This window comes from Bradyrhizobium sp. CCBAU 45394, from assembly GCF_028128655.1.
In the GTDB taxonomy this organism is placed as follows: Bacteria; Pseudomonadota; Alphaproteobacteria; order Rhizobiales; family Xanthobacteraceae; genus Bradyrhizobium; species Bradyrhizobium diazoefficiens.
Genome location: NZ_LBIX01000175.1, coordinates 232,808 through 254,102, shown reverse-complemented (window position 1 = coordinate 254,102; position 21,295 = coordinate 232,808). Strand labels below are relative to the sequence as shown.

The following is a 21,295-nucleotide window of genomic DNA, read 5'->3' as shown; positions in this document are numbered from 1 at the left end:
AAGCAGGACGGGGTCGCCTTTTGCCGCGCGACATGGAAAGAGCCATCGTGATTTCAGCATTGCGCTGTTTGCAGGTCGTTGCCACCGCCGCGGCCTTCACGTTCACCGCGCAGGCCAACGCCGCCACCGACATCGCGTGGTGGCACGCCATGTCGGGCGAGCTCGGCCGGCAACTGGAAAAGCTCGCCGCCGACTTCAACGCCTCGCAGTCCGATTACCGGATCGTGCCTGCTTACAAGGGCAACTATACCGAGACGGTGACGGCGGCGATCTTCGCCTTCCGCTCGCGCAGCCAGCCCGCGATCGTCCAGGTCAACGAGGTCGCCACCGCCACCATGACCGCGGCCAAGGGCGCGATCTATCCGGTGTTCAGCCTGATGCGGGACCAGGGCGAGCCGTTCTCGCTCAACGACTACCTTCCCGCCGTCTCCGGCTACTACACCGATGCGGCCGGCAATCTGTTGTCGTTCCCGTTCAATTCGTCGACGCCGATCCTCTACTACAACAAGACCATGTTCCGTGACGCCGGCCTCGATCCGGAGGCGCCGCCGAAGACATGGCCCGAGCTTGGCGCGATCGCAAAGCGTCTGCGCGACCGCGGCGCTCCTTGCGGCTTCACCACGTCCTGGCCGTCCTGGATCCACATCGAGAATCTCTCCGCCTTCCACAACCTGCCGCTCGCGACCCGCACCAACGGTTTTGCCGGGCTCGATGCCGAGCTGACCATCAACAATCCGGTCGTCGTCAAGCACGTCGCCCAGCTGGCTGAGTGGCAGAAGACCAGGCTGTTCGACTATGGCGGCCGCGGCCAGTCGGCCGAGCCGCGCTTCCAGAACGGCGAATGCGGCATCTTCATCGGTTCCTCGGCGACGCGCGCCGACATCAACGCGAACTCGAAATTCGAGATCGGCTACGGCATGATGCCGTACTGGCCCGAGGTGAAGGACGCGCCGCAGAACTCGATCATCGGCGGCGCCACGCTGTGGGTGCTGCGCGACCGGCCGCGCGCGGAATACAAGGGCGTGGCGCGGTTCTTCGCTTATCTGTCGCAGCCCGGCGTGCAGGCTGCCTGGCACCAGAACACCGGATATCTGCCGATCACCCGCGCCGCCTACGAGCTGACGCGTGCGCAAGGCTTCTACGAGCGCAATCCGGGCTCGGCGATCTCGTTCGAGGAGATCACGCTGCATCCGCCGACGTCGAACTCGAAGGGCATCCGGCTCGGCTCCTTCGTGCTGATCCGCGGCGCGATCGAGGACGAGCTGGAGCAGGCCTTTGCCGGCCAGAAGAGCGCGCAGGGAGCTCTGGATTCCGCCGTCGAGCGCGGCAACAAGCTGCTGCGCCAGTTCGAGCGCGCCAGCCCGGAGCGATAGGCGCTGCTCGGCCCGCTGCGCGCGCACGCGACTCCACATCACGAAATTTGAAGCGATGCGCGGACCCGCGGGCGGGCCGCAAATCCACGCTCTCGAAACAATGACGCCCGTGTGAGCCACATCACTTGTGCCGCGGGCGCGCAGCGATAATCTTCAGGTTGTTTCATCTATCATTTTTTCGGAAAAGTTGTGATGGAGATCGCTTATGTTTTGCTCATGTTGCATCATCCCGAACGACGTTCTGACCAGACTTTCCCAGGACAAGAAGCTGTCCGCCGTGCTTCGCAAGCAGATGGTCGACACCGTCCAGGTCAGTCATGAACTGCGCGAATTGCGGACGCAGACGGCGAAATTGACCAGCGTCGTGGCGGCGCGCGCCGCAGGTCTGGTCACGCTGGCCGCGGCGCCGTCGGTCACGGTCTACGACTGCAAGCACACGCAGACGCTGCCCGGCACGCCCGTGCCGAAGCCGAAGACGTCCTCGGACGGCTCCGTCAAGCGCACCTTCAACCAGACCACCAAGGTGGCCAGGTTCTACCAGCAGGTCTTCAACCGGAATTCGATCGACGATCACGGCATGACCATGATGTCGTCGGTTCATTTCGGCGAGAAGTACAACAACGCGATGTGGAACGGCTCGCAGATGGTCTATGGCGACGGCGACGGCAGCATCTTCCTCGACTTCACCCGCGGCAACGACGTCATCGGCCACGAGCTGACCCATGGCGTGACCCAGCACAGCCTCCAGCTCGCCTATAGCGGCGATGCCGGCGGCCTGAACGAGAGCATCTCCGACTGCTTCGGCTCGATGTTCCGGCAGTGGGAGGCCAAGCAGGACGTCAAGAAGGCCGACTGGCTGATCGGGCGCGACATCATGGGGCCGGCGGCCAAGAAGAAGGGGTTCGCCTGCCTGCGCGACATGGCCGATCCCGCCGCCAAGCACTGCCTGGCGCCGCAGCCGACCAAGTATTCGCAAGTGACGCCCGGCATGGACCCGCATTACGCGAGCGGGCCGCCGAACCTCGCCTTCTACACCGCCTGCACGACGCTTGGCGGATACAGTTGGGCCAGGATCGGGCAGGTGTGGTACCATTCGCTCACTGGTTTCGGGCCGACGCCGAACATGACGATGAAGGCATTCGCGGCGCGGACCCGGCAGGGTGCCCACACATTGTACCCTGGTGATGCCGCAGTCCTCGCCGCCGTCGATACCGGATGGAAGAAGGTCGGGCTCTAAAGCGTGCGATACGAAAGGAAGGAAGCGTGGATCGCTTGAAGATCGAGCGCGTCGGAGGGTTCGCCGGCTTCGGCGGCCCTCACCTGAAAAGTCGTGGTGAAGTGGCGCTGTCGGATCTGTCCGCCGCCGATCAGAAGACGGTGGAGCAGCTGTTTGCCGATCCGAAGAAAGTCGCGCCCGCACATCCGGGTCAGGCCGACGCGTTCAGTTACCGGATCACGCGCGGTGCGCAGACCATCGAAGTCCCCGAGCATGCGGTCCCCTCGGCCATCAAGAACAGCGTCAAGGATGTCCTGGAATAACACCGGGCGGAGCCGGGCGCTGTGATGGAGGAGATGCTGCCGCCGGATTCCGCCGCTGCTTGTTCGGCAGGTGCTTGTTCGGCGGGTGCCTGGGGCGTGTCCGCGTCGACGAGCCTCGAGGCCTACCGTGCCTTGCGCGCCGACCAGTCCCGATGGCTGCCGATCGCGCTCGACATCGCGCGCAGCCACGGCCTCGACGTCGGCGCGCCGCAGGTGTTTGTAACAGGTACCAATCTCGTGGTCGGCCTCGGTGAGCGCCTGATCCTGAAGATCTTCCCGCCGCTGCTCCACGCGCAATTCGTCTCCGAGCGCGGTTCGCTGACGCAGCTTGCGGGACGTCTTTCCTTGCCAATTCCGCAGGTCGTCGCGGAAGGGATGCGCGACGGCTGGCCCTATCTCGTCATCACGCGTCTTGCCGGCACGCTCGGCTCGGAGGTCTGGCCGTCTCTGCCGGAACAGCAGAAGGAGCGCCTGCTGCGCCAGATCGGCGAGACCATCGCGGCCGTGCAGCGCGCGCCGCTTGACCCTCTCGCAGCAATAGAGCCGCGCTGGGACGCGTTCATGCGCAGGCAGATGCAGGGGTGCCGCGCCAGGCACCAGCGTCTCGGCCTTGCGCCCAAATTCCTTGGAGGCCTCGACGATCTGCTGCGCGATGCGGCGCGCCTCATTCCGATGGACGCGCCGCCGGTGATCCTGACCGGCGAATACATTCCGGAGAACTTTCTGCTCGCCTGCCATGACGGGCAATGGTCGCTCGCCGGCCTGTTCGACTTCGGCGACGTGCGGGCTGGATGGCGCGACTACGACCTGCTCGGCCCCAGCGCCTTCATGGCGGCGGGCCGGCCGGGGAGGGTGCGCAGCCTGCTCGAAGGGTTTGGCTATGCGAAGCTGGACTATGCGCTCAAGCGGCGCCTGATGGCCCTGATGCTGCTGCACCACGCCAGCGATCTCAACAGCCACATCTGCATCGAGGGCTGGCAGGACAAGGCGAAGGATCTCGTCGAGCTGCAGGACCTGATCTGGGCGGAGTGAGTGCTCCGGCCCCACCCCTCTCCGTCATTCCGGGGCGCCGCGAAGCGGCGAGCCCGGAATCCATTTTCCCACGCATTCTGTGGCCCGATGGATTCCGGGCTCGATGCTGCGCATCGCCCCGGAATGACGGCCGGGCCTGGTGGCTTCAGCACGGGCGCCGCGCTACCTGCGCGATGAGTCCTGCCGTCGCCTCCCGAATGGGCTCTCACGCTTTATCGATGAAATTTTGAGCAATTCTCCGTCTTTGTATGCAAGCAGGAACTGCGCCGCTCTCCGGAAAATCAGGCAAAAATCAAAAAGATCAAGTGATATCAGTTGATTAGCGCGAGACTAACGCCTCGTTAAGCTCTGGCACGAACCTTGCGAATCCAGTTCCAACCAGAAACTTTTGTGTTGGAGCGATTTCATGAAGCGCCGCGATTTCCTCAAGTCCGTTTCCGGATTGGCCGCAGGCGCGGCGCTTCCGGCCATGCCGTCCGTGATCTCCTCGGCCAAGGCCGATGCGCGTTCGGAGACGCTGCTGATCGTCTCGGAGGGCGGCCCCAACAATCTCGATATCCACGGCGTCGGCACCAACGTGCCCGGCTATGAGGTGTCCTGGAATTGCTACGACCGGCTGATCAGCCACGAGATGAAGAGCGGTCCCAGCGGCGTGCCCTATTACGACCGCGACAAGTTCAAGGGCGAGCTCGCCGAGGACATGAAGATCGACGACATGTCGGTCACCTTCAAGCTGAAGAAGAACGCCAAATTCCACGATGGCGCGCCGGTCACCGCCAAGGACGTGAAGTGGTCGTTGGACCGTGCCGTCAGCGTCGGCGGCTTCCCGACCTTCCAGATGAGCGCGGGCTCGCTGACCAAGCCCGAGCAGTTCGTCGTGATCGACGACTACACCGTGCGCGTCGATTTCCTGAAAAAGGACAAGCTGACGATTCCCGATCTCGCGGTGATCGTGCCCTGCATCGTCAACTCCGAGCTGGTGAAGAAGAACGCCAGCGAGAAGGATCCCTGGGGTCTCGAATTCACCAAGCAGCAGACCGCGGGCTCCGGCGCCTACAAGGTGACGAAGTGGACCGCCGGCACCGAAGTGATCATGGAGCGCAACGAGGATTGGGTCGGCGGGCCCTTGCCGAAGATCAAGCGCGTGATCTGGCGCATGGTGCCGCAGGCGGGCAATCGCCGTGCGCTGCTGGAGCGCGGCGACGCCGACATCTCCTACGAGCTGCCGTTCAAGGATTTCCAGGAGATGAAGGCGAGCGGCAAGCTCAACGTGGTGTCGCTGCCGTTCTCCAACGGCATCCAGTATATCGGCATGAACGTCACCAAGCCGCCGTTCGACAACGTCAAGGTGCGGCAGGCGATCGCCTATGCGCTGCCCTACCAGAAGATCATGGACGCGGTGCTGTTCGGGCTCGGCAATCCCATGTTCGGCGCCGCCAAGGACAAGCCGACCGAGGTCGCCTGGCCGCAGCAGCACAAATACAACACCGACATGGAGAAGGCGAAGGCGCTGCTGACGGAGGCCGGCTACGCCAACGGTTTCGAGACCACGATCTCGTTCGACCTCAATTTCGCCGGCGTCAACGAGCCGCTCTGCGTGCTGGTGCAGGAATCGCTCGCCCAGCTCGGCATCAAGACCACCATCAACAAGGTGCCCGGCGCCAACTGGCGCACCGAATTGAACAAGAAGGAGATGCCGCTCTTCACCAACGTGTTCTCGGGTTGGCTCGATTACCCCGAGTACTTCTTCTATTGGTGCTATCACGGCAACAATTCCGTCTTCAACACCATGAGCTACAAGTCGGCGGAGATGGACAAGCTGATCGACGGCGCGCGCGTCGCGGCCGCGAGTGGCGACACCGCGACCTACGACACCGACGTGAAGGGTTTCGTCGATCTCGCCTACAGCGACATCCCGCGCATCCCGCTGTACCAGCCCTTCGTCAACGTCGCGATGCAGAAGAACATCAGCGGCTACCAATACTGGTTCCATCGCCGCCTGGACTACCGCGCGATGGCAAAGGGGTGAGGTGTCATGCTGATGGTCGGCGACGCATCGGCATGTGTTGGTCTCTTCCACTGGAGTGAGGTGGGCACTGTCATCTCATTCCCTCCCCCCTTGTGGGGGCCGAGGCGAGCGAAGCTCGCTCTCGAGGGCAGGGAGGGGGGTAGCCACGAACTCCGACCCCTCCCGGAGCCACCCCCCTCCCTAGCCCTCCCCCACAAGGGGGGAGGGAACGCAGCTGAGCAGGTCGTTCGAATTTGCTTCCAATGGCTAGGCAGAAGGAGAGCACTCCCATGCTGACCATGATCGGCAAGCGCCTGATGTTCGCGATACCCTCGCTGATCGGCGTCGTCATCGTCACCTTCCTGCTGACGCGCGCGCTGCCTGGTGATCCCGCCGCGTATTTCGCCGGTCCCGCCGCGACGAAGGAGGCCGTCGAGCAGATCCGGAAGAAGCTCGGTCTCGACCGGCCGCTGATCGAGCAGTTCTTCCGCTACACCACCGATCTCGCCCATGGCGATTTCGGCAACTCGCTCACCACAGGCCAGCCGGTCGCGGCCGAGATCCGCAACCGCCTGCCGGCCTCGGCCGAGCTGACGCTGCTCGGCCTCATCGTCTCGATCGTGATCGCCATTCCGCTGGGCGTGCTGGCGGCGACGCGGCCGGGGTCATGGGTCGATCACCTCTGTCGGGTCACGACGACGGCGGGCGTCTCGCTGCCGGTGTTCTTCACCGGCCTCGTTCTCGTTTACGTTTTCTATTTCCGGCTCGGCTGGTCGCCCGCGCCGCTCGGCCGTCTCGACGTGTTCTACAGCGCGCCGCCGACGGTGACCGGTTTCTATCTGATCGACACCCTGATCGCGCGCGACCTCGAGGCGTTCCGCTCGGCGCTGAGCCAGCTCATTTTGCCGGCCACCACGCTTGCGATCTTCTCGCTGGCGCCGATCGCGCGCATGACCCGCGCCTCGATGCTGGCGGTGCTGTCGTCGGAGTTCGTCCGCACTGCGCGCGCCAGCGGCCTGTCGCCGGCGACCGTCATCGTCACCTATGCCTTCCGCAACGCGATGCTGCCCGTGATCACCACGCTCAGCATGGTGTTCTCGTTCCTGCTCGGTGCGAACGTGCTGGTGGAAAAAGTGTTCGCCTGGCCCGGCATCGGATCCTATGCGGTGGAAGCGCTGATCTCGTCGGACTTCGCGCCGGTGCAGGGTTTCGTGCTGACGATGGCGGTCATGTACGTGCTGCTCAATCTGGTGATCGACATTTTGTACGGCGTGATCGATCCGCGCGTCAGGTTGGAGGGCTAAACCATGAGCTCCGTTGCGCCTGCTGTCGAACCCGTCGGTCCCGCCCGTACCTCGGGACTGACCGCGATCCTCGAACAGACCCGCTACGTTCTCGGCGAAAACAAGGTCACGGGTTTTGCCTTCGCCCTGCTGATTGTGATCCTCATCGCCGCGATCTTCGGTCCCTATGTGGTGCCGTATGATCCGCTCGCCTCCGACACCGCCGCGGCGTTGAAAGCGCCATCGGCCGCGCACTGGTTCGGGACCGATCAGCTCGGCCGCGACATCTTCAGCCGCGTCGTCGTGGCGACGCGGCTCGATACGTTCATCGCGGTCGCCTCCGTCGTGCTGGTGTTTTTGATGGGCGGCCTCGCCGGCATCGCAGCGGGCTACTTTGGCGGCTGGACCGACCGCATCGTCGGCCGCATCGCCGACACCATCATGGCGTTTCCGCTGTTCGTGCTGGCGATGGGCATCGTCGCGGCGCTCGGCAACACGGTGCAGAACATCATTCTTGCGACCGCGATCGTGAACTTCCCGCTCTATGCCCGCGTCGCGCGTGCCGAGGCCAATGTCCGCCGCAATGCCGGCTTCGTGCAGGCCGCGCGCCTGTCCGGCAACGGTGAATTCCGCATCCTGCTGGTGCACATCCTGCCCAACATCATGCCGATCATGATCGTGCAGATGTCGCTGACCATGGGCTACGCCATCCTCAACGCCGCCGGCCTCTCCTTCATCGGCCTCGGCGTCCGCCCGCCGACCGCCGAATGGGGCATCATGGTCGCGGAAGGCGCGGGCTTCATGGTCTCAGGCGAATGGTGGATCGCCCTGTTCCCCGGCCTTGCTTTGATGATCGCCGTGTTCTGCTTCAACCTCCTCGGCGACGGCCTCCGCGACATCGTCGATCCGCAGCGGAGGACGTAGGTGATGGTTCCTTCACCTCCAAATTCCCCGTCGAAATTGTCCAATGAATCCAACGCCCTTCTACTGTGCATGGGGTTGTTTTCGACCTTTTTGAGTGACGGGAGCCATCCATGACCGCCCAGCCGCTGCTCGACGTCCAGGACCTCACGGTCGAATTCACCACCCGCCGCGGCACCGTGAAGGCGGTGCAGCACGTCAACATCTCCGTCGCCAAGGGCGAGACGCTCGCCATCGTCGGCGAGTCCGGCTCCGGCAAGTCGGTGACGTCCTATGCGGTGATGCGCATCCTCGACCGTGCCGGGCGGATCGCCGATGGCTCGGTGATGTTCTCCGGCATCGACGTGAAGGCTGCGACCGAAGACCAGATGCGCGACCTGCGCGGCCGCGAAGTCTCGATGATCTTCCAGAACCCGCGCGCCGCACTCAATCCGATCCGCAAGGTCGGCGACCAGATCGAGGACGTGCTGCGCACCCATGTGCAGCAGGCCCAGGTCGCCGATCACGGTGAGAAGGCGATCGAGGCGCTGGAGCAGGTCAAGATCGCCCGCCCGCGCGAGCGCTACCACGCCTATCCGTTCGAACTGTCCGGCGGCATGTGCCAGCGCGTCGTCATCGCGCTGGCGCTGGCCTGCAACCCGCAACTCCTGATCGCGGACGAGCCGACCACCGGCCTCGACGTCACCACCCAGAAGGCGGTGATGGACCTGATCGTCGAGCTGACTAGGCGCCGCGCGATGTCGACCATCCTGATCACGCATGATCTGGGTTTGGCCGCCGCCTATTGCGACCGCGTCGTGGTGATGGAGAAGGGCCGCGTGGTCGAGACCGCCAAGGCCGCCGATATCTTCGCCAATCCGCAGCACCCCTATACGAAGAAGCTGATGCGCGCGACGCCGCGGCTCGGCGTGAGCTTGCGGGATCTGTTGCCGGAGGAGGAGGGGGCTTCCTTCGCCTCTCCCCGCGTGCGGGGAGAGGCCGACGCACGAAGTGCGGGGGGTGAGGGGGACTCTCCAAGCACCGTGCTCGCGGAGACGCCCCCTCACCCCAACCCTCTCAGCGCGAGCGAAGCTCGTCGCGACCCCGCAAGCGGGGAGAGGGGGAAGAGCGAACAGCCTCTCCTTCTCATCGAAAAGCTCGTGAAAGAGTATCCCCGTCAGGGCGCCACCGCCACGCTCGGCAAACTGTTCGGCCGCAAGCCGCCGGTGGAGCCGGATGTATTCCGCGCCGTCGACGGCATCAGCTTCTCGATCGGCCATGGCGAGAGCGTCGGGCTCGTCGGCGAATCCGGCTGCGGCAAATCGACCACCTCGATGATGGTGATGCGGCTCCTGGACCAGACCTCCGGCCTGATCCAGTTCGACGGCGAGGACATCGGCGGCATCGCGCCGGCCTCGTTTGCCCGGCTGCCGCAGCGCAGCCGCATCCAGATGGTGTTCCAGGACCCGACCGACAGCCTCAATCCGCGCTTCACCGCCGCGCGCGCCATCGCCGACCCGATCATGCAGCTCGGCGACGTCAGGGGCCGCGATGCGCTGCGCGCCCGCTGCGAGGAGCTGGCCACCATGGTCGGCCTGCCGCACAATCTGCTGGATCGGTTTCCGCACCAATTGTCCGGCGGCCAGAAGGCCCGCGTCGGCATCGCCCGGGCGATTGCCCTGCACCCGAAACTCGTCATCCTGGACGAGCCGACCGCGGCGCTCGACGTCTCGGTCCAGGCCGTGGTCCTCAATCTGCTCCAGGACCTCAAGGCGCGGCTAGGTATGAGCTATCTGTTCGTCTCGCATGATTTGAACGTAGTGCGCTTGCTGTGCGATCGTGTCATTGTGATGCGGACGGGTCGAATCGTCGAGGAAGGCTCTTCCGAGAGGGTTTTGAGCGATCCGCAGGACGACTACACCAAGGAGCTGCTGACGGCGATCCCGCATCCGCCGTTGCCGGTACACTGATTGTTTGGGAGCGTGATGGCCGAGCCGCTGGACGATTATATCGACGCCGTATCGAAAGCGCTGGCATTGCCGATCGAGGAGGCCTGGAGGCCGGCGGTTCGCGCCAATCTCGAAGTGTCGCTGCGGCTCGCCCGCCTCGTCGACGAATTCGCGCTGCCGGACGAGACCGAGCCGGCGCCGATCTTCTCCGTCTGACGCCGCCATGACCACCAAGCCAGAGATGAGTGCTGCCGACATCGCGAAAGCGGTGGCAGGCGGCAAGATGTCCGCCCTCGCTGCCACCGAAGCCGCGCTCGCGCGCATCAAGCAGCACGACACCATCCTCAATTCCTTCACCGACGTCACCGCCGAGCGCGCCCGCGCCAAGGCGCGTGCGATCGACGCCGACATTGCCGCCGGCAAGGAGGTCGGCCCGCTCGCCGGCGTGCCCTTCGCGGTGAAGAACCTGTTCGATGTCGCGGGCCTCTCGACCCGTGCCGGCTCGAAGATCAACCGCGACCTCGCACCCGCCAAGCGAGACGCCACCTTGATCGAGCGGCTGGAAGCGGCCGGCGCGGTTCTGGTCGGCGCGCTCAACATGGGCGAGTACGCCTACGACTTCACCGGCGAGAACATTCACGACGGTCCATCGCGCAATCCGCACGATACGACGCGCATGAGCGGCGGCTCCTCCGGCGGCTCCGGCAGCGCCGTCGGCGGCGCGCTGGTGCCGATCGCGCTGGGCTCGGACACCAACGGCTCGATTCGCGTGCCGTCCTCGTTCTGCGGCATCTTTGGCCTGAAGCCGACCTATGGCCGGCTGTCGCGGGCGCGGTCGTTTCCGTTCGTCGCGAGCTTCGATCATCTCGGCCCGTTCGCGCGCTCCGTCACCGATCTCGCGCTCGCCTACGATGCGATGCAGGGGCCGGATGCGGGCGATGCCGCCTGCACCACACGCGGTCTGGAGCCGACGGTGCCGCTGCTCGCCAATCCGGTCTCGGACCTGCGCATCGCGATCGCCGGCGGCTACTTCCAGAAGAACGTGTTTCCCGAGGCCGTCGAAGCCGTGAGCCGCGTCGCCAAGGCGCTCGGCGCGACGCAAATCGTGGATGTGCCCGAAGCCGCGCGTGCCCGCGCGGCGGCTTACGTCATCTCCACCACCGAAGGCGCTTCGCTGCATCTCGATCGCCTGCGCAAGCGTCCGAACGATTTCGATCCCGCCGTGCGCGACCGCCTGATCGCGGGCGCCATGGTGCCCGCGCCGCTGGTCGATCGCGCGCAAAAATTCCGCCGCTGGTATCGCGCGCAGTTTTCCGAAATCTTCAAATCGGTCGACGTGCTGCTGGCGCCGGCGACGCCGTGCACTGCGCCAAAGCTCGGGCAGGTGAATTTCAATCTCGACGGCGTCGAACTGCCGGTGCGCGCCAATATCGGCATCCACACCCAGCCGATCTCCTTCATCGGCCTGCCCGTGGTCGCGGTGCCGGTGCCGCTCGAGCCGCTGCCGATCGGCGTGCAGATCATCGCCGCGCCCTGGCGCGAGGACATCGCGTTGCGCGTCGCGCATGCGTTGGAACGGATGGGCGTTGTCGCGGCGCCAGCCCCGAGAGGATTCTGAGATGGAGATCGATCTCCCAGAGGTGATCGCGGAAGTCAAAGCCGCATTCGATCGTTATGAGCAGGCCCTGGTCACCAACGACGTAACCGTGCTCGGCGAGCTGTTCCGCAACGATCCCCGCACGCTGCGCTACGGAATCGGCGAGAACCTCTATGGCTATGAGGCGATCTCCGGCTTCCGCGCCGGCCGCTCGCCGGTCGGCCTCAACCGTCGCACCGCGAAAACCGTCATCAGCAGCTATGGCCGCGACACGGCCGTCGCCTCCACCCTGTTCTATCGCGACACGGCGCCCGGCAAGGTCGGCCGGCAGATGCAGACCTGGATTCGCTTCCCGGAGGGCTGGCGCGTCGTCGCCGCCCATGTCAGCATCATCGACGAGTCGAAAGAGAACTGATCGTATGACGCTTGACGACCTTCCGCAGGGAACACTGCCGGCCGAGCCGGTGGTGCCCCGCGTCGACCGGGCCCTGCCGTCGGTGCAGAAGGTCACGCGCGCCGAGGAGCTGCGCCTTCAGCTCGCCGACGAGATCGTGCGCGGAGCCCTGGCTCCCGGCTCGCCGCTGGACGAGACCGACATCGCGCGGCGTTTCAACGTCTCGCGCACGCCGGTGCGCGAGGCCCTGCGCCAGCTGGTGGCGAGCGGCCTCGTCGAGGCCCGGCCGCACCGCGGCGCGGTGGTGGCGCAGCCGTCGATCGAACGGCTGAAGAGCATGTTCGAGGCGATGGCGGAGCTGGAAGCGCTGTGCGCCGGCCTTGCCGCCGAGCGCATGTCCGCCGCCGAACGCCACGGCCTGGAGGCCATCCACGAAGAGCTGCGTGTCCTCAGCTACACCGGCAATCCTGATCGGTTCCACGAGGTCAACGAGCGCTTCCACAACGCGATCTATGCCGGCTCGCAGAACGGTTACATCGCCGAGATCACGCTGGCGACCCGCGTCCGCGTGCAGCCGTTCCGCCGTGCCCAGTTCCGCAACCTCGGCCGTCTCGCCAAGTCGCAAGCCGAGCACGACCGCGTCGTCGTCGCCATCATGCGCGGCGACAAGCAGGGCGCCGCCGCCGCCATGCGCGCCCATATCGAGTTGGTGCGCGGGGAGTACGAGATCTACGCGGTGTCGGTTTAGCGCCGCGCATTCCGTGCCGTAGGGTGGGCAAAGGCGCAACGCGCCGTGCCCACCACCCATCCGCAATGATGTTGGAATTGGTGGGCACGCTACGCTTTGCCCACCCTACGAGAGCTACGCCGTGGCCGCCTCCGCCATATACGCGCGCCAACCGCCGTAGCTTGTGATGTCTCGCGCTTCGCCGAGCACTTCCGGCTCGACGAGAAAGCCCTTCACGCTGCGGCCGTCGGCGAGCCTGATGGTGCCGATCGCCATCGGCGCCGGAATCGCGTTGACGAACTTGCCGAACGCAGCCGCAGAAAGCGACCAGATCTCCAGCTCGATGGCCGCGCCTTTGCCGGCTGCGACGCGCAGCATGCCCGGCTTCGGTGGCGTCGTCGGAAGCGCATAGAGCTTGTAGTCCGGTGCGGTTTTGGTCGCCTCGATCAGCTTTCCGTTCAGCGCCTTCAACTCGCCGTTCAGCGCCATGCCGGACAGATGCGCGCCGACGACGGCGATCGGAATCTCGTCGATGCCGCCTGCGGCAAGCGGCGCGAGCGCGGGTTGCGCGACGCCCTTCGCGCCGACGCTCAGCCTGGTATCCGCATGGAATACGCGGCCGATGCTCGCCAGCAGCGCATCGCGGCCGGCCGGCGCCAGCAGCGTGATGCCGAACGGGATGCCGTCGGCGCGCATCGATGCCGGCACGGCGAGGCCGCAGAGGTCGAGCAGGTTGACGAAATTGGTGTAGGTGCCGAGCCGGCTGTTGAGCTCGATCGGGTTGGCCAGCACCTGCGCGGTCGTATACGCGGTCGGCGCCGTCGGCAGCACCAGCGCGTCGATATTGGCAAAGGTGCGCTCGGCGATCTTGCGCAGGCCCTGCAGGCGATAGAGCGCGGAGAAGGTGTCCGCCGCCGTCAGCCGCGCACCGGCCGCGGTGATCTCGCGCGTCACCGGATGGATCATATCGGGCGCGGACGCCAGCAGGTTCTTGATCACGAGATAGCGCTCGGCAACCCAGGGCCCTTCGTAGAGCAGTCGCGCCGTCTCGTAGAACGGCTCGAGGTCGAATTCGACCAGCGTCGCGCCAAGCGCGGTCCAGCGCTTCAGCGCCTCGCCATAAGCGGCTTCCGCCTTCTTGTCGCCGAAGAAGATCAGCTGCCCGTTGCGCGGCACGCCGAGGCGCAGGTTTGCGGGGAACGGCGTGAGCGCGCCGAGCGGCCGGTCGCGCGAGAATGGATCGGCCTGGTCAGGTCCCGCCATCACGGAGAGTGCGAGTGCAGCATCGTCCACCGTCAGGGCGAATACCGAGATGCAGTCGAGCGTGCGGCAGGCCGGCACGAGGCCCGCGGTCGAGATCATGCCGAGGCTTGGCTTCAGCCCGACGATGTTGTTGAGCATGGCCGGCACGCGGCCGCTGCCGGCGGTGTCGGTGCCGAGCGACAGCGGCACGAGGCCGGCGCCGACGGCGGTCGCCGAGCCTGAGCTGGAGCCACCGGGAATCAGATCCTCGCGAATCGAATTTTTGGGAATGCCGTAGGGCGAGCGCACGCCGACGAGGCCGGTTGCGAACTGGTCGAGATTGGTCTTGCCGATGATGATGGCGCCGGCTGCGCGCAGGCGCTCCACCGCGGTCGAGTCATGGGTCGGTGTGTAGGAGAAGGCGGGGCAGGCCGCCGTGGTCGGAAAGCCCAGCGCGTCGATGTTGTCCTTCACCGCGACCGGGACGCCATAGAGCGGTATGCTGGCGGCATCCGCGCGCGCGGCAAGCTTTTCAGCTTCCGCGATCGCGTCCTTCTCGTCGCGCAGGCTGATGAAGACGGCGGGATCGTTGTGGTCGCGGATGCGTTGATAGGTGCGCGCGATGGTCTGTGCCGGCGTGAGCGTGCCCGCGCGATGCGCGGCCACAATCGCGGCGATCGTTTCAGGCTGTTCAGCCCCCATTTTCAGCCCTCATGGCGACAAAACTCCGGCAACATGTCCTCACCCGGATTGAAGCAAGCGATGTGCCATTGTGTACAGAATCGTACAGAATCCGGGCAGCGCGGCTGCTCCGGATATTATCGGGAGATCAGTAGGTTGGGGGATATTTCGGCGGCCGGGCGGGGCATCGCGCCAACGCCTTGTTCCGGGCATTTGCGCAAATTTTGGGCAGTCTGGATCAGGTGAAGCCAGCGAGGATCTGGAGCAGCCGCTCCCGGTTCTCCTTGCCGATCTTCGCCTCGACATGGCGCTCGTGCTCGTCGGCGAGCCGCTTGAACTTCGCCAGCGCCGTCTCGCCCTGGGCGGTCAGGTGCAGGGCGTGGGAGCGCCGGTCCGCCTTCGACTTGACCCGTTTCACCAGCTTGCGCTGTTCGAGGCTGTCGAGCAGATGCACCAGCCGGGCGCGCTCGATGCCGAGGCGCTTGGCCACCGCCATCTGCGACAGGCCCGGATTGGCGCCGATTACCGTCAGCACCGAATATTGCGTCGGCCGGATGTCGACCCCGCCCAGCGTCTTGATGAAGTCCTGAAAGATCCAGATCTGGAAACGCCGCACCGCGTAGCCGGCGTGTCCGACCAGCGCGTCGAGCCCTATCTCGTCCGCGTCGTTCCGCCGCGCCGCGCCGTTGCCGGCGCGTTTGCGTGGGGAAGTTTGGGCTACCGTGGCTGTCACGTCGCGTCTCCTGCCATGCATCCCTTGTAGCGCCTCGGACGGCCGTGCGGAAGATTGTTGTTGACGACAACAATTGTCGTGCCCAACATTATGGCCAAGGCAGAATGGCCAAGGCAGTCCGGAACGAGGCTGCGGCCGATCCGGACATCCGGGCGGAGGAGGAAACACATGACAGCCGCCTTACGCGGTGACGCGTCAAGTCTGTTCGCAGCGCCCAAGACGATCGCCGAGCATCGCACCGACGGCAGCATCGTGCTGCGCTCGCCGGAGCCGTTGCGCGACAGCGCGCGCTGCATCGGCGACTGGCTGGAGCAATGGGCGCGGCAGACGCCCGATGCGATCTTCCTCGCCGAGCGCGGCAATGCCGAAGCGCCATGGACCACCGTCACCTACGCGCACACCTTGCGCCAGGTGCGTGGTGCGGCGTCGTGGATCCTGGCGCAAGGCCTCAGCGCCGAACGCCCGCTCGTGATCCTCTCCGATAACAGCATCGACCATGCGCTGCTTGCGCTTGCCGCGCAGCATATCGGCGTGCCCTCCGCCGCGATCTCACCGGCCTATTCGCTGATGTCCAGAGATTTCGACAAGCTCAAGAGCATGATCGCGCTGCTCGAGCCGGGCGCGATCTACGTCTCCGCGACGAAGCCGTTCGCGGCGGCGCTGGCTGCGATCGAGCCGCTGCACAAGGCGCAGATCATCAGCGGCAACGGCGCTGACGCCGACGCACTCGCCTTCAGCGCCGTTGCGGCAACGCCCGAAATTGTCGACGTCGCAAAAGCCTTTGCCGCGGTGACGCCGGACACGATCGCAAAGTTCCTGTTCACGTCAGGCTCGACCGGCACGCCGAAAGCCGTCATCAACACCCAGCGCATGCTGACCTCGAGCCAGCAGGCCAAGGCGCAGACCTGGACCTTCCTCGAACAGGCTGGCAGCGATCTCGTCATTCTCGACTGGCTGCCCTGGAGCCACACCTTCGGCGCCAACCACAATTTCAACCTGGTGCTGCGCAACGGCGGCTCACTCTATATCGACGGCGGCAAGCCTGCGCCCGGTCTCTTTGCGACGTCGCTCGCGAACCTGAAAAGCGTGATGCCGACGGTCTATTTCAACGTGCCGCGCGGCTTCGACATGCTGATCGCGGCATTGCGCGGTGACGAAGCGTTGCGCCGCCGCTTCTTCAGCGAGGTGAAGTTCGCCTTCTATGCGGGCGCAGCGCTGCCGCAGAACCTGTGGGACGCGCTCGAACAATTGTCCGTCGAAACCGTCGGTCGCCCGCTGCCGATGGTGTCGGCCTGGGGCTCGACGGAAACCTCGCCGCTGGCGACCGACTGCCATTTCCTCGCCGAGCGCTCCGGCAATATCGGCGTGCCGATACCCGGTACCGAGCTGAAGCTCGTCACCTCCGGCGACAAGCTGGAAGTGCGCGTGCGCGGCCCCAACGTCACGCCGGGTTACTGGAAGGCGCCCGAGCTGACCAGGCAGGCGTTTGACGACGAGGGCTTTTATCTCATCGGGGATGCGGTGAAGCTTGCTGATAGCGCGCGGCCGGAGCGCGGCCTGTTCTTCGACGGGCGTGTCGCGGAGGACTTCAAGCTCAATTCCGGCACCTGGGTCAGCGTCGGCACGCTGCGGCTCGCCGGCATCGCCGCGCTGGCGCCGCTCGCGCAGGACATCGTCGTCGCCGGTCATGGCGGAGACGAAGTGCGCTTTCTGGTGTTCCCGAACATCCCGGCGTGCCGTGGGCATGCCGGTTTGCCGGAGACGGCCGATGTGAATGATGTGCTGGCACATGACAAGGTCAGGACTGCGATCGCTCAGGGCCTCGCAAGGCTGAAGCAGCAGGGCGCCAATTCCTCCGGCCACGCCACCCGTGCGCTGCTGCTCGCCGAACCGCCATCGGTGGACGGCGGCGAGATCACCGACAAGGGCTACATCAACCAGCGCGCGGTGCTGACGCGGCGTGCGGAGGCGGTGGCGCGGTTGAATGACGATGCGTCGGGGGAATGGATTGGGTGCGTCGGGTGAATTGACCGCGGAGGCGGCGCCTCATCGAGACGATGAAGCAACCGCGTAATAGCGCAGTCGAGGTCGTCTCGCCGTCATTCCGGGGCGCGCCTCTTGGCCCGAACCCGGAATCCGTTTCACTGCAGGGGCTGTTGCACGATGGATTCCGGGTTCGCGCTACGCGCGCCCCGGAATGACGAGCTGAGTGTGAGACAGACTGCCCATAGGCCAGCCAACCTGCCGCAATATCCTGCCAGATTCTTTTGTTGCCTAAGCAACTAATTTGTGCGAACCGTTCCGGACAAGGATGACGGTGGACGAACCGCCGCGCCTGATCTCGGAGGAAACGATGCTCGGCAGGAATGGTGCCGCGGGCAAATGCCGGCGCATGCCTGAAAGCGGCGATGCGGCGCGCTTCACGCGCGGTGCGTCAGGCGGTGCTGCTGCCCGTCACCGCGCCGAGATTTTCGTGCAGCCGGCGGAGCAGATCGATCAGCACCTCGCGCTCGTCCTTGCTCAGGCAGGACAGCAGGCGCCGTTCGCGCTCGAACGCTGCGACGATCACCTTGTCATGGGTGGCGCGTCCTCTCGCCGTCAGCGCGATCGAATGGGTGCGACCGTCATTCGGGTCGGTGCGGATCGACACCAGCCCGCGCTTCTCGAGGCCGGCAAGCGTCCGGCTCACCGGCCCCTTGTCGAAGCCGATGACGTGGCAGATGCGCGAGGCGGGAATGCCGGGCTCGATCGCCAGCAGCGACATGATCCGCCATTCCGTGACGTTGACGCCGAACTCGCGCTGGTAGAGCGCGGTCGCGCTGTTCGAGAGCTTGTTGGCGATGAAGGTGATGAACGCCGGGACGTAACGATCGAGATCGAGCGTCGGCCCGGTCTCGGCGGGCGCGGGCTTTTGGCGGGCTCTGGTCGAAGACGTCGGCATATCGGGCTTTTGACTCGCGTGGTGCCCGGAGACCTAAGGGCAAGCGCGGCCCTTTCACAAGATCAAAATGAGGGAGGACTTCCATGAGCGTACCCGGCTCCGCCGCATCAGGCGTCCCGCATCTCGACGTCGATCCCTTCGACATGAATTTTTTTGCCGACCCCTATCCCACGCACGAGCTGCTGCGGGAGGCGGGGCCGGTGGTCTATCTCGACAAGTGGAACGTCTATGGCGTGGCGCGCTATGCCGAGGTCCACGCCGTGCTGAACGATCCCGCGACGTTCTGCTCCAGCCGCGGCGTCGGCCTCTCCGATTTCAAGAAGGAGACGCCGTGGCGGCCGCCGAGCCTGATCCTCGAGGCCGATCCGCCCGCGCACACCCGGACCCGCGCCGTGCTGTCAAAGGTGCTGTCGCCGACGGTGATGAAGCAGGTGCGCGACCGCTTTGCCGCGGCGGCCGAGGGGCGGGTGGACGCGTTGATCGAAAAGCGCAGCTTCGATGCGATCGCCGACCTCGCCGAGGCCTATCCGCTCTCGATCTTCCCGGATGCGCTCGGGCTGAAATCCGAGGGGCGCGAGCATCTGATTCCCTACGCGAGCGTCGTGTTCAACGCGTTCGGGCCGCCCAACCAGCTGCGCCAGGAGGCGATCGCGCGCTCGACGCCACACCAAGCCTATGTCGCCGAGCAATGCCAGCGCGAGAACCTCGCGCCCGGCGGGTTTGGTGCCTGCATTCATGCCCAGGTCGACGAGGGCGCCATCACGGCGACCGAAGCGCCGCTGCTGGTGCGCTCGCTGCTGTCGGCCGGCCTCGACACCACCGTCAACGGCATCGGCGCGGCCGTCTATTGCCTCGCGCGCTTTCCGGAGCAATGGCAGCGCCTGCGCGGCGATCTCTCACTCGCGCGCAGCGCCTTCGAGGAAGCGGTTCGTTTCGAAAGCCCGGTGCAGACCTTCTTCCGCACCACCACACGTGAGGTCGAACTGTCGGGCGCGACGATCGGCGAAGGTGAGAAGGTGCTGATGTTTCTCGCCGCCGCCAATCGCGATCCGCGCCGCTGGGACAAGCCCGACAGCTATGACGTCACCCGCCGCTCGTCCGGCCATGTCGGATTCGGCTCCGGCATCCACATGTGCGTCGGCCAGCTCGTCGCGCGCCTCGAAGGCGAAGTGATGCTGACGGCGCTGGCGCGGCGCATCGCGAAGATCGAGATCACGGGCGAGCCGAAACGCCGCTTCAACAACACGCTGCGCGGGCTCGACAGCCTGCCGGTCACTATCACCCCGGCCTGACGAGGAGCCTCGATGCCTGCCATTACTTTCATTCGTGCCGACGGCAAGTCCGATCGTGTCGAAACGTCAGCCGACGAAAGCGCCATGCAGGCCGCGACCCGCCATGGCCTCGACGGCATCCTGGCCGAGTGCGGCGGCAATGCCATGTGCGCGACCTGCCACGTCTATGTCGATGAAGCCTGGCTCGCGCGCCTGCCCGCGATGGCAGATGACGAAGACGCGCTGCTCGACGGCACCGCCGCCGAGCGGCTGCCGAACAGCCGGCTGTCCTGCCAGATCATGATCACGCCCGCGCTCGACGGGCTCGTGCTGAGACTGCCGGAACGACAGGTCTGAATTCCAAACGTGCCGGCGACGACCGGCGCGACACACATAAGGGGAGGGAACAATGAAACACCTGAAATGGACGCTCGCGCTGGCCGCAAGCCTCGTGAGCGGCGCAGCAAGCGGCGAAATCTCCGACAATGTCGTGCGCATCGGCGTGCTCAACGACATCTCCGGCATCTTCCAGGACACCAACGGCATGGGCTCGGTCGAAGCCGCGCGCATGGCGGCCGAGGATTTCAACGGCGGGGGTAAGAACATCAAGGTCGAGATCGTCTATGCCGACCACCAGAACAAGGCCGATGTCGGCAATGCGATTGCGCGCAAATGGCTCGATGTCGAGGGCGTCGATGCCATCGTCGACGTGCCGAATTCTGCGGTCGGCCTCTCCATCAACACGCTGCTGCGCGACAGCCGCATGACTTTCCTGGCGTCGTCCACGGCGAGCTCGGATCTGACCGGCAAGGCCTGCTCGCCCAACACCATCCAGTGGGTCAACGACACCTGGGCGACCGGCAACACCACGGCGGCCGCGATGGTGTCGCGCGGCGGCAAGGACTGGTACTTCCTCACGGTCGATTTCGCGCTCGGCAAGGGTATCGAGGCCGAAGCGCAGAAATATATCGAGGCGCATGGCGGCAAAGTGATCGGCTCCTCCAAGCACCCGCTCGGCACGTCTGACTTTGCCTCCTTCCTGTTGCAGGCGCAGAGCTCGAAGGCGCAGGTGATCGGCCTTGCCAATGCCGGCGGCGACACCATCAATGTGGTGAAGCAGGCCGCCGAGTTCGGCATTCAGCAAAGCGGGCAGAAGCTCGTCGCCTTCCTGCTCTTCATCAACGACGTCCACGGCATGGGCATCAAGGTCGCGCAGGGGCTCCAGCTCATGGAAGCCTTCTACTGGGACATGAACGACGACACCCGCGCGTTTGCCAAGCGCTTCGGTGCGCGGCCGGGGATGAACGGCAAGATGCCGAGCGGAAACCAAGCCGGCGTCTATGCCTCCACGCTCGCTTATCTCAACGCGGTTGCCGCCACCGGCAGCGACAATGCGAAGGACGCCGTGCCCGAGATGAAGAAGTTCAGGGGCAAGGACAAACTATTCGGCGACACCGCCATCCGTCAGGACGGCCGCGTCGTGCATCCCATGTATCTGTTCGAGGTGAAGAGGCCGGAGGAGTCAAAATACCCTTACGACTATTACAAGCTGGTCTCGACGATTCCGGCGGAGCAGGCGTTTCGCCCGCTTGCGGAGGGCGGGTGCGAGTTGGTGAAGTAATTGC

General features: G+C 65.4%; 19 protein-coding genes. 16 read left to right on the top strand and 3 right to left on the bottom strand.

The genetic code is table 11. The annotated features are described in order from the left end of the window. The first annotated feature begins 32 nt into the window (after positions 1-32). From ugpB to WN73_RS36440, 12 genes are all read left to right on the top strand, one after another. On the top strand, positions 33-1,373 hold the full coding sequence (gene ugpB, locus WN73_RS36495; protein ID WP_028172691.1) for a sn-glycerol-3-phosphate ABC transporter substrate-binding protein UgpB: 1,341 nt from the start codon (positions 33-35) through the stop codon (positions 1,371-1,373). Positions 1,374-1,578: 205 nt separating this feature from the next. After that, on the top strand, positions 1,579-2,610 hold the full coding sequence (locus WN73_RS36490) for a M4 family metallopeptidase (protein ID WP_161532981.1): 1,032 nt from the start codon (positions 1,579-1,581) through the stop codon (positions 2,608-2,610). A 26-nt stretch (positions 2,611-2,636) separates the two neighbouring features. Next, positions 2,637-2,912, top strand: a complete 276-nt coding sequence (locus tag WN73_RS36485) for a protealysin inhibitor emfourin (RefSeq protein WP_060909434.1) — start codon at positions 2,637-2,639, stop codon at positions 2,910-2,912. Between the two features lie 24 nt (positions 2,913-2,936). Beyond that, complete coding sequence (locus WN73_RS36480) at positions 2,937-3,944, top strand: aminoglycoside phosphotransferase family protein (RefSeq protein ID WP_271557212.1); 1,008 nt, start codon at positions 2,937-2,939, stop codon at positions 3,942-3,944. Between the two features lie 406 nt (positions 3,945-4,350). Further along, complete coding sequence (locus WN73_RS36475) at positions 4,351-5,973, top strand: ABC transporter substrate-binding protein (RefSeq protein WP_271557068.1); 1,623 nt, start codon at positions 4,351-4,353, stop codon at positions 5,971-5,973. A gap of 269 nt (positions 5,974-6,242) precedes the next feature. Continuing rightward, positions 6,243-7,256 carry an ABC transporter permease gene (locus WN73_RS36470; protein ID WP_271557067.1) on the top strand — a complete coding sequence of 338 codons (1,014 nt, stop codon included), beginning with the start codon at positions 6,243-6,245 and terminating at the stop codon, positions 7,254-7,256. 3 nt (positions 7,257-7,259) lie between these two features. Then, entirely contained in the window at positions 7,260-8,159 is a 900-nt protein-coding gene (locus WN73_RS36465; protein ID WP_271557065.1) for an ABC transporter permease, read from the top strand. A gap of 110 nt (positions 8,160-8,269) precedes the next feature. Then, on the top strand, positions 8,270-10,105 hold the full coding sequence (locus WN73_RS36460) for a dipeptide ABC transporter ATP-binding protein (RefSeq protein ID WP_028172696.1): 1,836 nt from the start codon (positions 8,270-8,272) through the stop codon (positions 10,103-10,105). Between the two features lie 15 nt (positions 10,106-10,120). Next, entirely contained in the window at positions 10,121-10,300 is a 180-nt protein-coding gene (locus WN73_RS36455; protein WP_028172697.1) for a DUF4089 domain-containing protein, read from the top strand. A 7-nt stretch (positions 10,301-10,307) separates the two neighbouring features. Then, positions 10,308-11,702 carry an AtzE family amidohydrolase gene (locus tag WN73_RS36450; RefSeq protein ID WP_028172698.1) on the top strand — a complete coding sequence of 465 codons (1,395 nt, stop codon included), beginning with the start codon at positions 10,308-10,310 and terminating at the stop codon, positions 11,700-11,702. Position 11,703: 1 nt separating this feature from the next. Beyond that, positions 11,704-12,096, top strand: a complete 393-nt coding sequence (gene hpxZ, locus WN73_RS36445) for an oxalurate catabolism protein HpxZ (RefSeq protein WP_028172699.1) — start codon at positions 11,704-11,706, stop codon at positions 12,094-12,096. 4 nt (positions 12,097-12,100) lie between these two features. Next, positions 12,101-12,823, top strand: coding sequence for a GntR family transcriptional regulator (locus tag WN73_RS36440; RefSeq protein ID WP_028172700.1), 723 nt, complete (start codon positions 12,101-12,103; stop codon positions 12,821-12,823). Positions 12,824-12,937: 114 nt separating this feature from the next. On the opposite strand, the gene atzF is transcribed toward WN73_RS36440, so the two are convergent. Then, the gene (gene atzF / locus WN73_RS36435) at positions 12,938-14,746 is read right to left on the bottom strand and encodes an allophanate hydrolase (RefSeq protein WP_028172701.1); all 1,809 of its coding nucleotides are present in this window, start codon (positions 14,744-14,746) and stop codon (positions 12,938-12,940) included. A 217-nt stretch (positions 14,747-14,963) separates the two neighbouring features. Continuing rightward, positions 14,964-15,479, bottom strand: a complete 516-nt coding sequence (locus tag WN73_RS36430) for a MarR family winged helix-turn-helix transcriptional regulator (protein WP_074076513.1) — start codon at positions 15,477-15,479, stop codon at positions 14,964-14,966. A 147-nt stretch (positions 15,480-15,626) separates the two neighbouring features. Here WN73_RS36430 and WN73_RS36425 point away from each other — a divergent pair, with 147 nt between their 5' ends. Further along, the gene (locus WN73_RS36425) at positions 15,627-17,483 is read left to right on the top strand and encodes a feruloyl-CoA synthase (protein ID WP_028172703.1); all 1,857 of its coding nucleotides are present in this window, start codon (positions 15,627-15,629) and stop codon (positions 17,481-17,483) included. 409 nt (positions 17,484-17,892) lie between these two features. Here WN73_RS36425 and WN73_RS36420 read toward each other — a convergent pair whose 3' ends face one another. After that, the gene (locus WN73_RS36420; RefSeq protein ID WP_028172704.1) at positions 17,893-18,399 is read right to left on the bottom strand and encodes a MarR family winged helix-turn-helix transcriptional regulator; all 507 of its coding nucleotides are present in this window, start codon (positions 18,397-18,399) and stop codon (positions 17,893-17,895) included. A gap of 83 nt (positions 18,400-18,482) precedes the next feature. Here WN73_RS36420 and WN73_RS36415 point away from each other — a divergent pair, with 83 nt between their 5' ends. Genes WN73_RS36415 through WN73_RS36405 form a run of 3 tightly spaced genes read left to right on the top strand, consistent with a single transcriptional unit; the run spans position 18,483 to position 21,291 of the window. After that, complete coding sequence (locus WN73_RS36415) at positions 18,483-19,691, top strand: cytochrome P450 (RefSeq protein WP_028172705.1); 1,209 nt, start codon at positions 18,483-18,485, stop codon at positions 19,689-19,691. Positions 19,692-19,703: 12 nt separating this feature from the next. Then, positions 19,704-20,027, top strand: coding sequence for a 2Fe-2S iron-sulfur cluster-binding protein (locus tag WN73_RS36410; RefSeq protein ID WP_028172706.1), 324 nt, complete (start codon positions 19,704-19,706; stop codon positions 20,025-20,027). Positions 20,028-20,079: 52 nt separating this feature from the next. Beyond that, complete coding sequence (locus tag WN73_RS36405; RefSeq protein ID WP_028172707.1) at positions 20,080-21,291, top strand: ABC transporter substrate-binding protein; 1,212 nt, start codon at positions 20,080-20,082, stop codon at positions 21,289-21,291. Positions 21,292-21,295 lie beyond the last annotated feature (4 nt).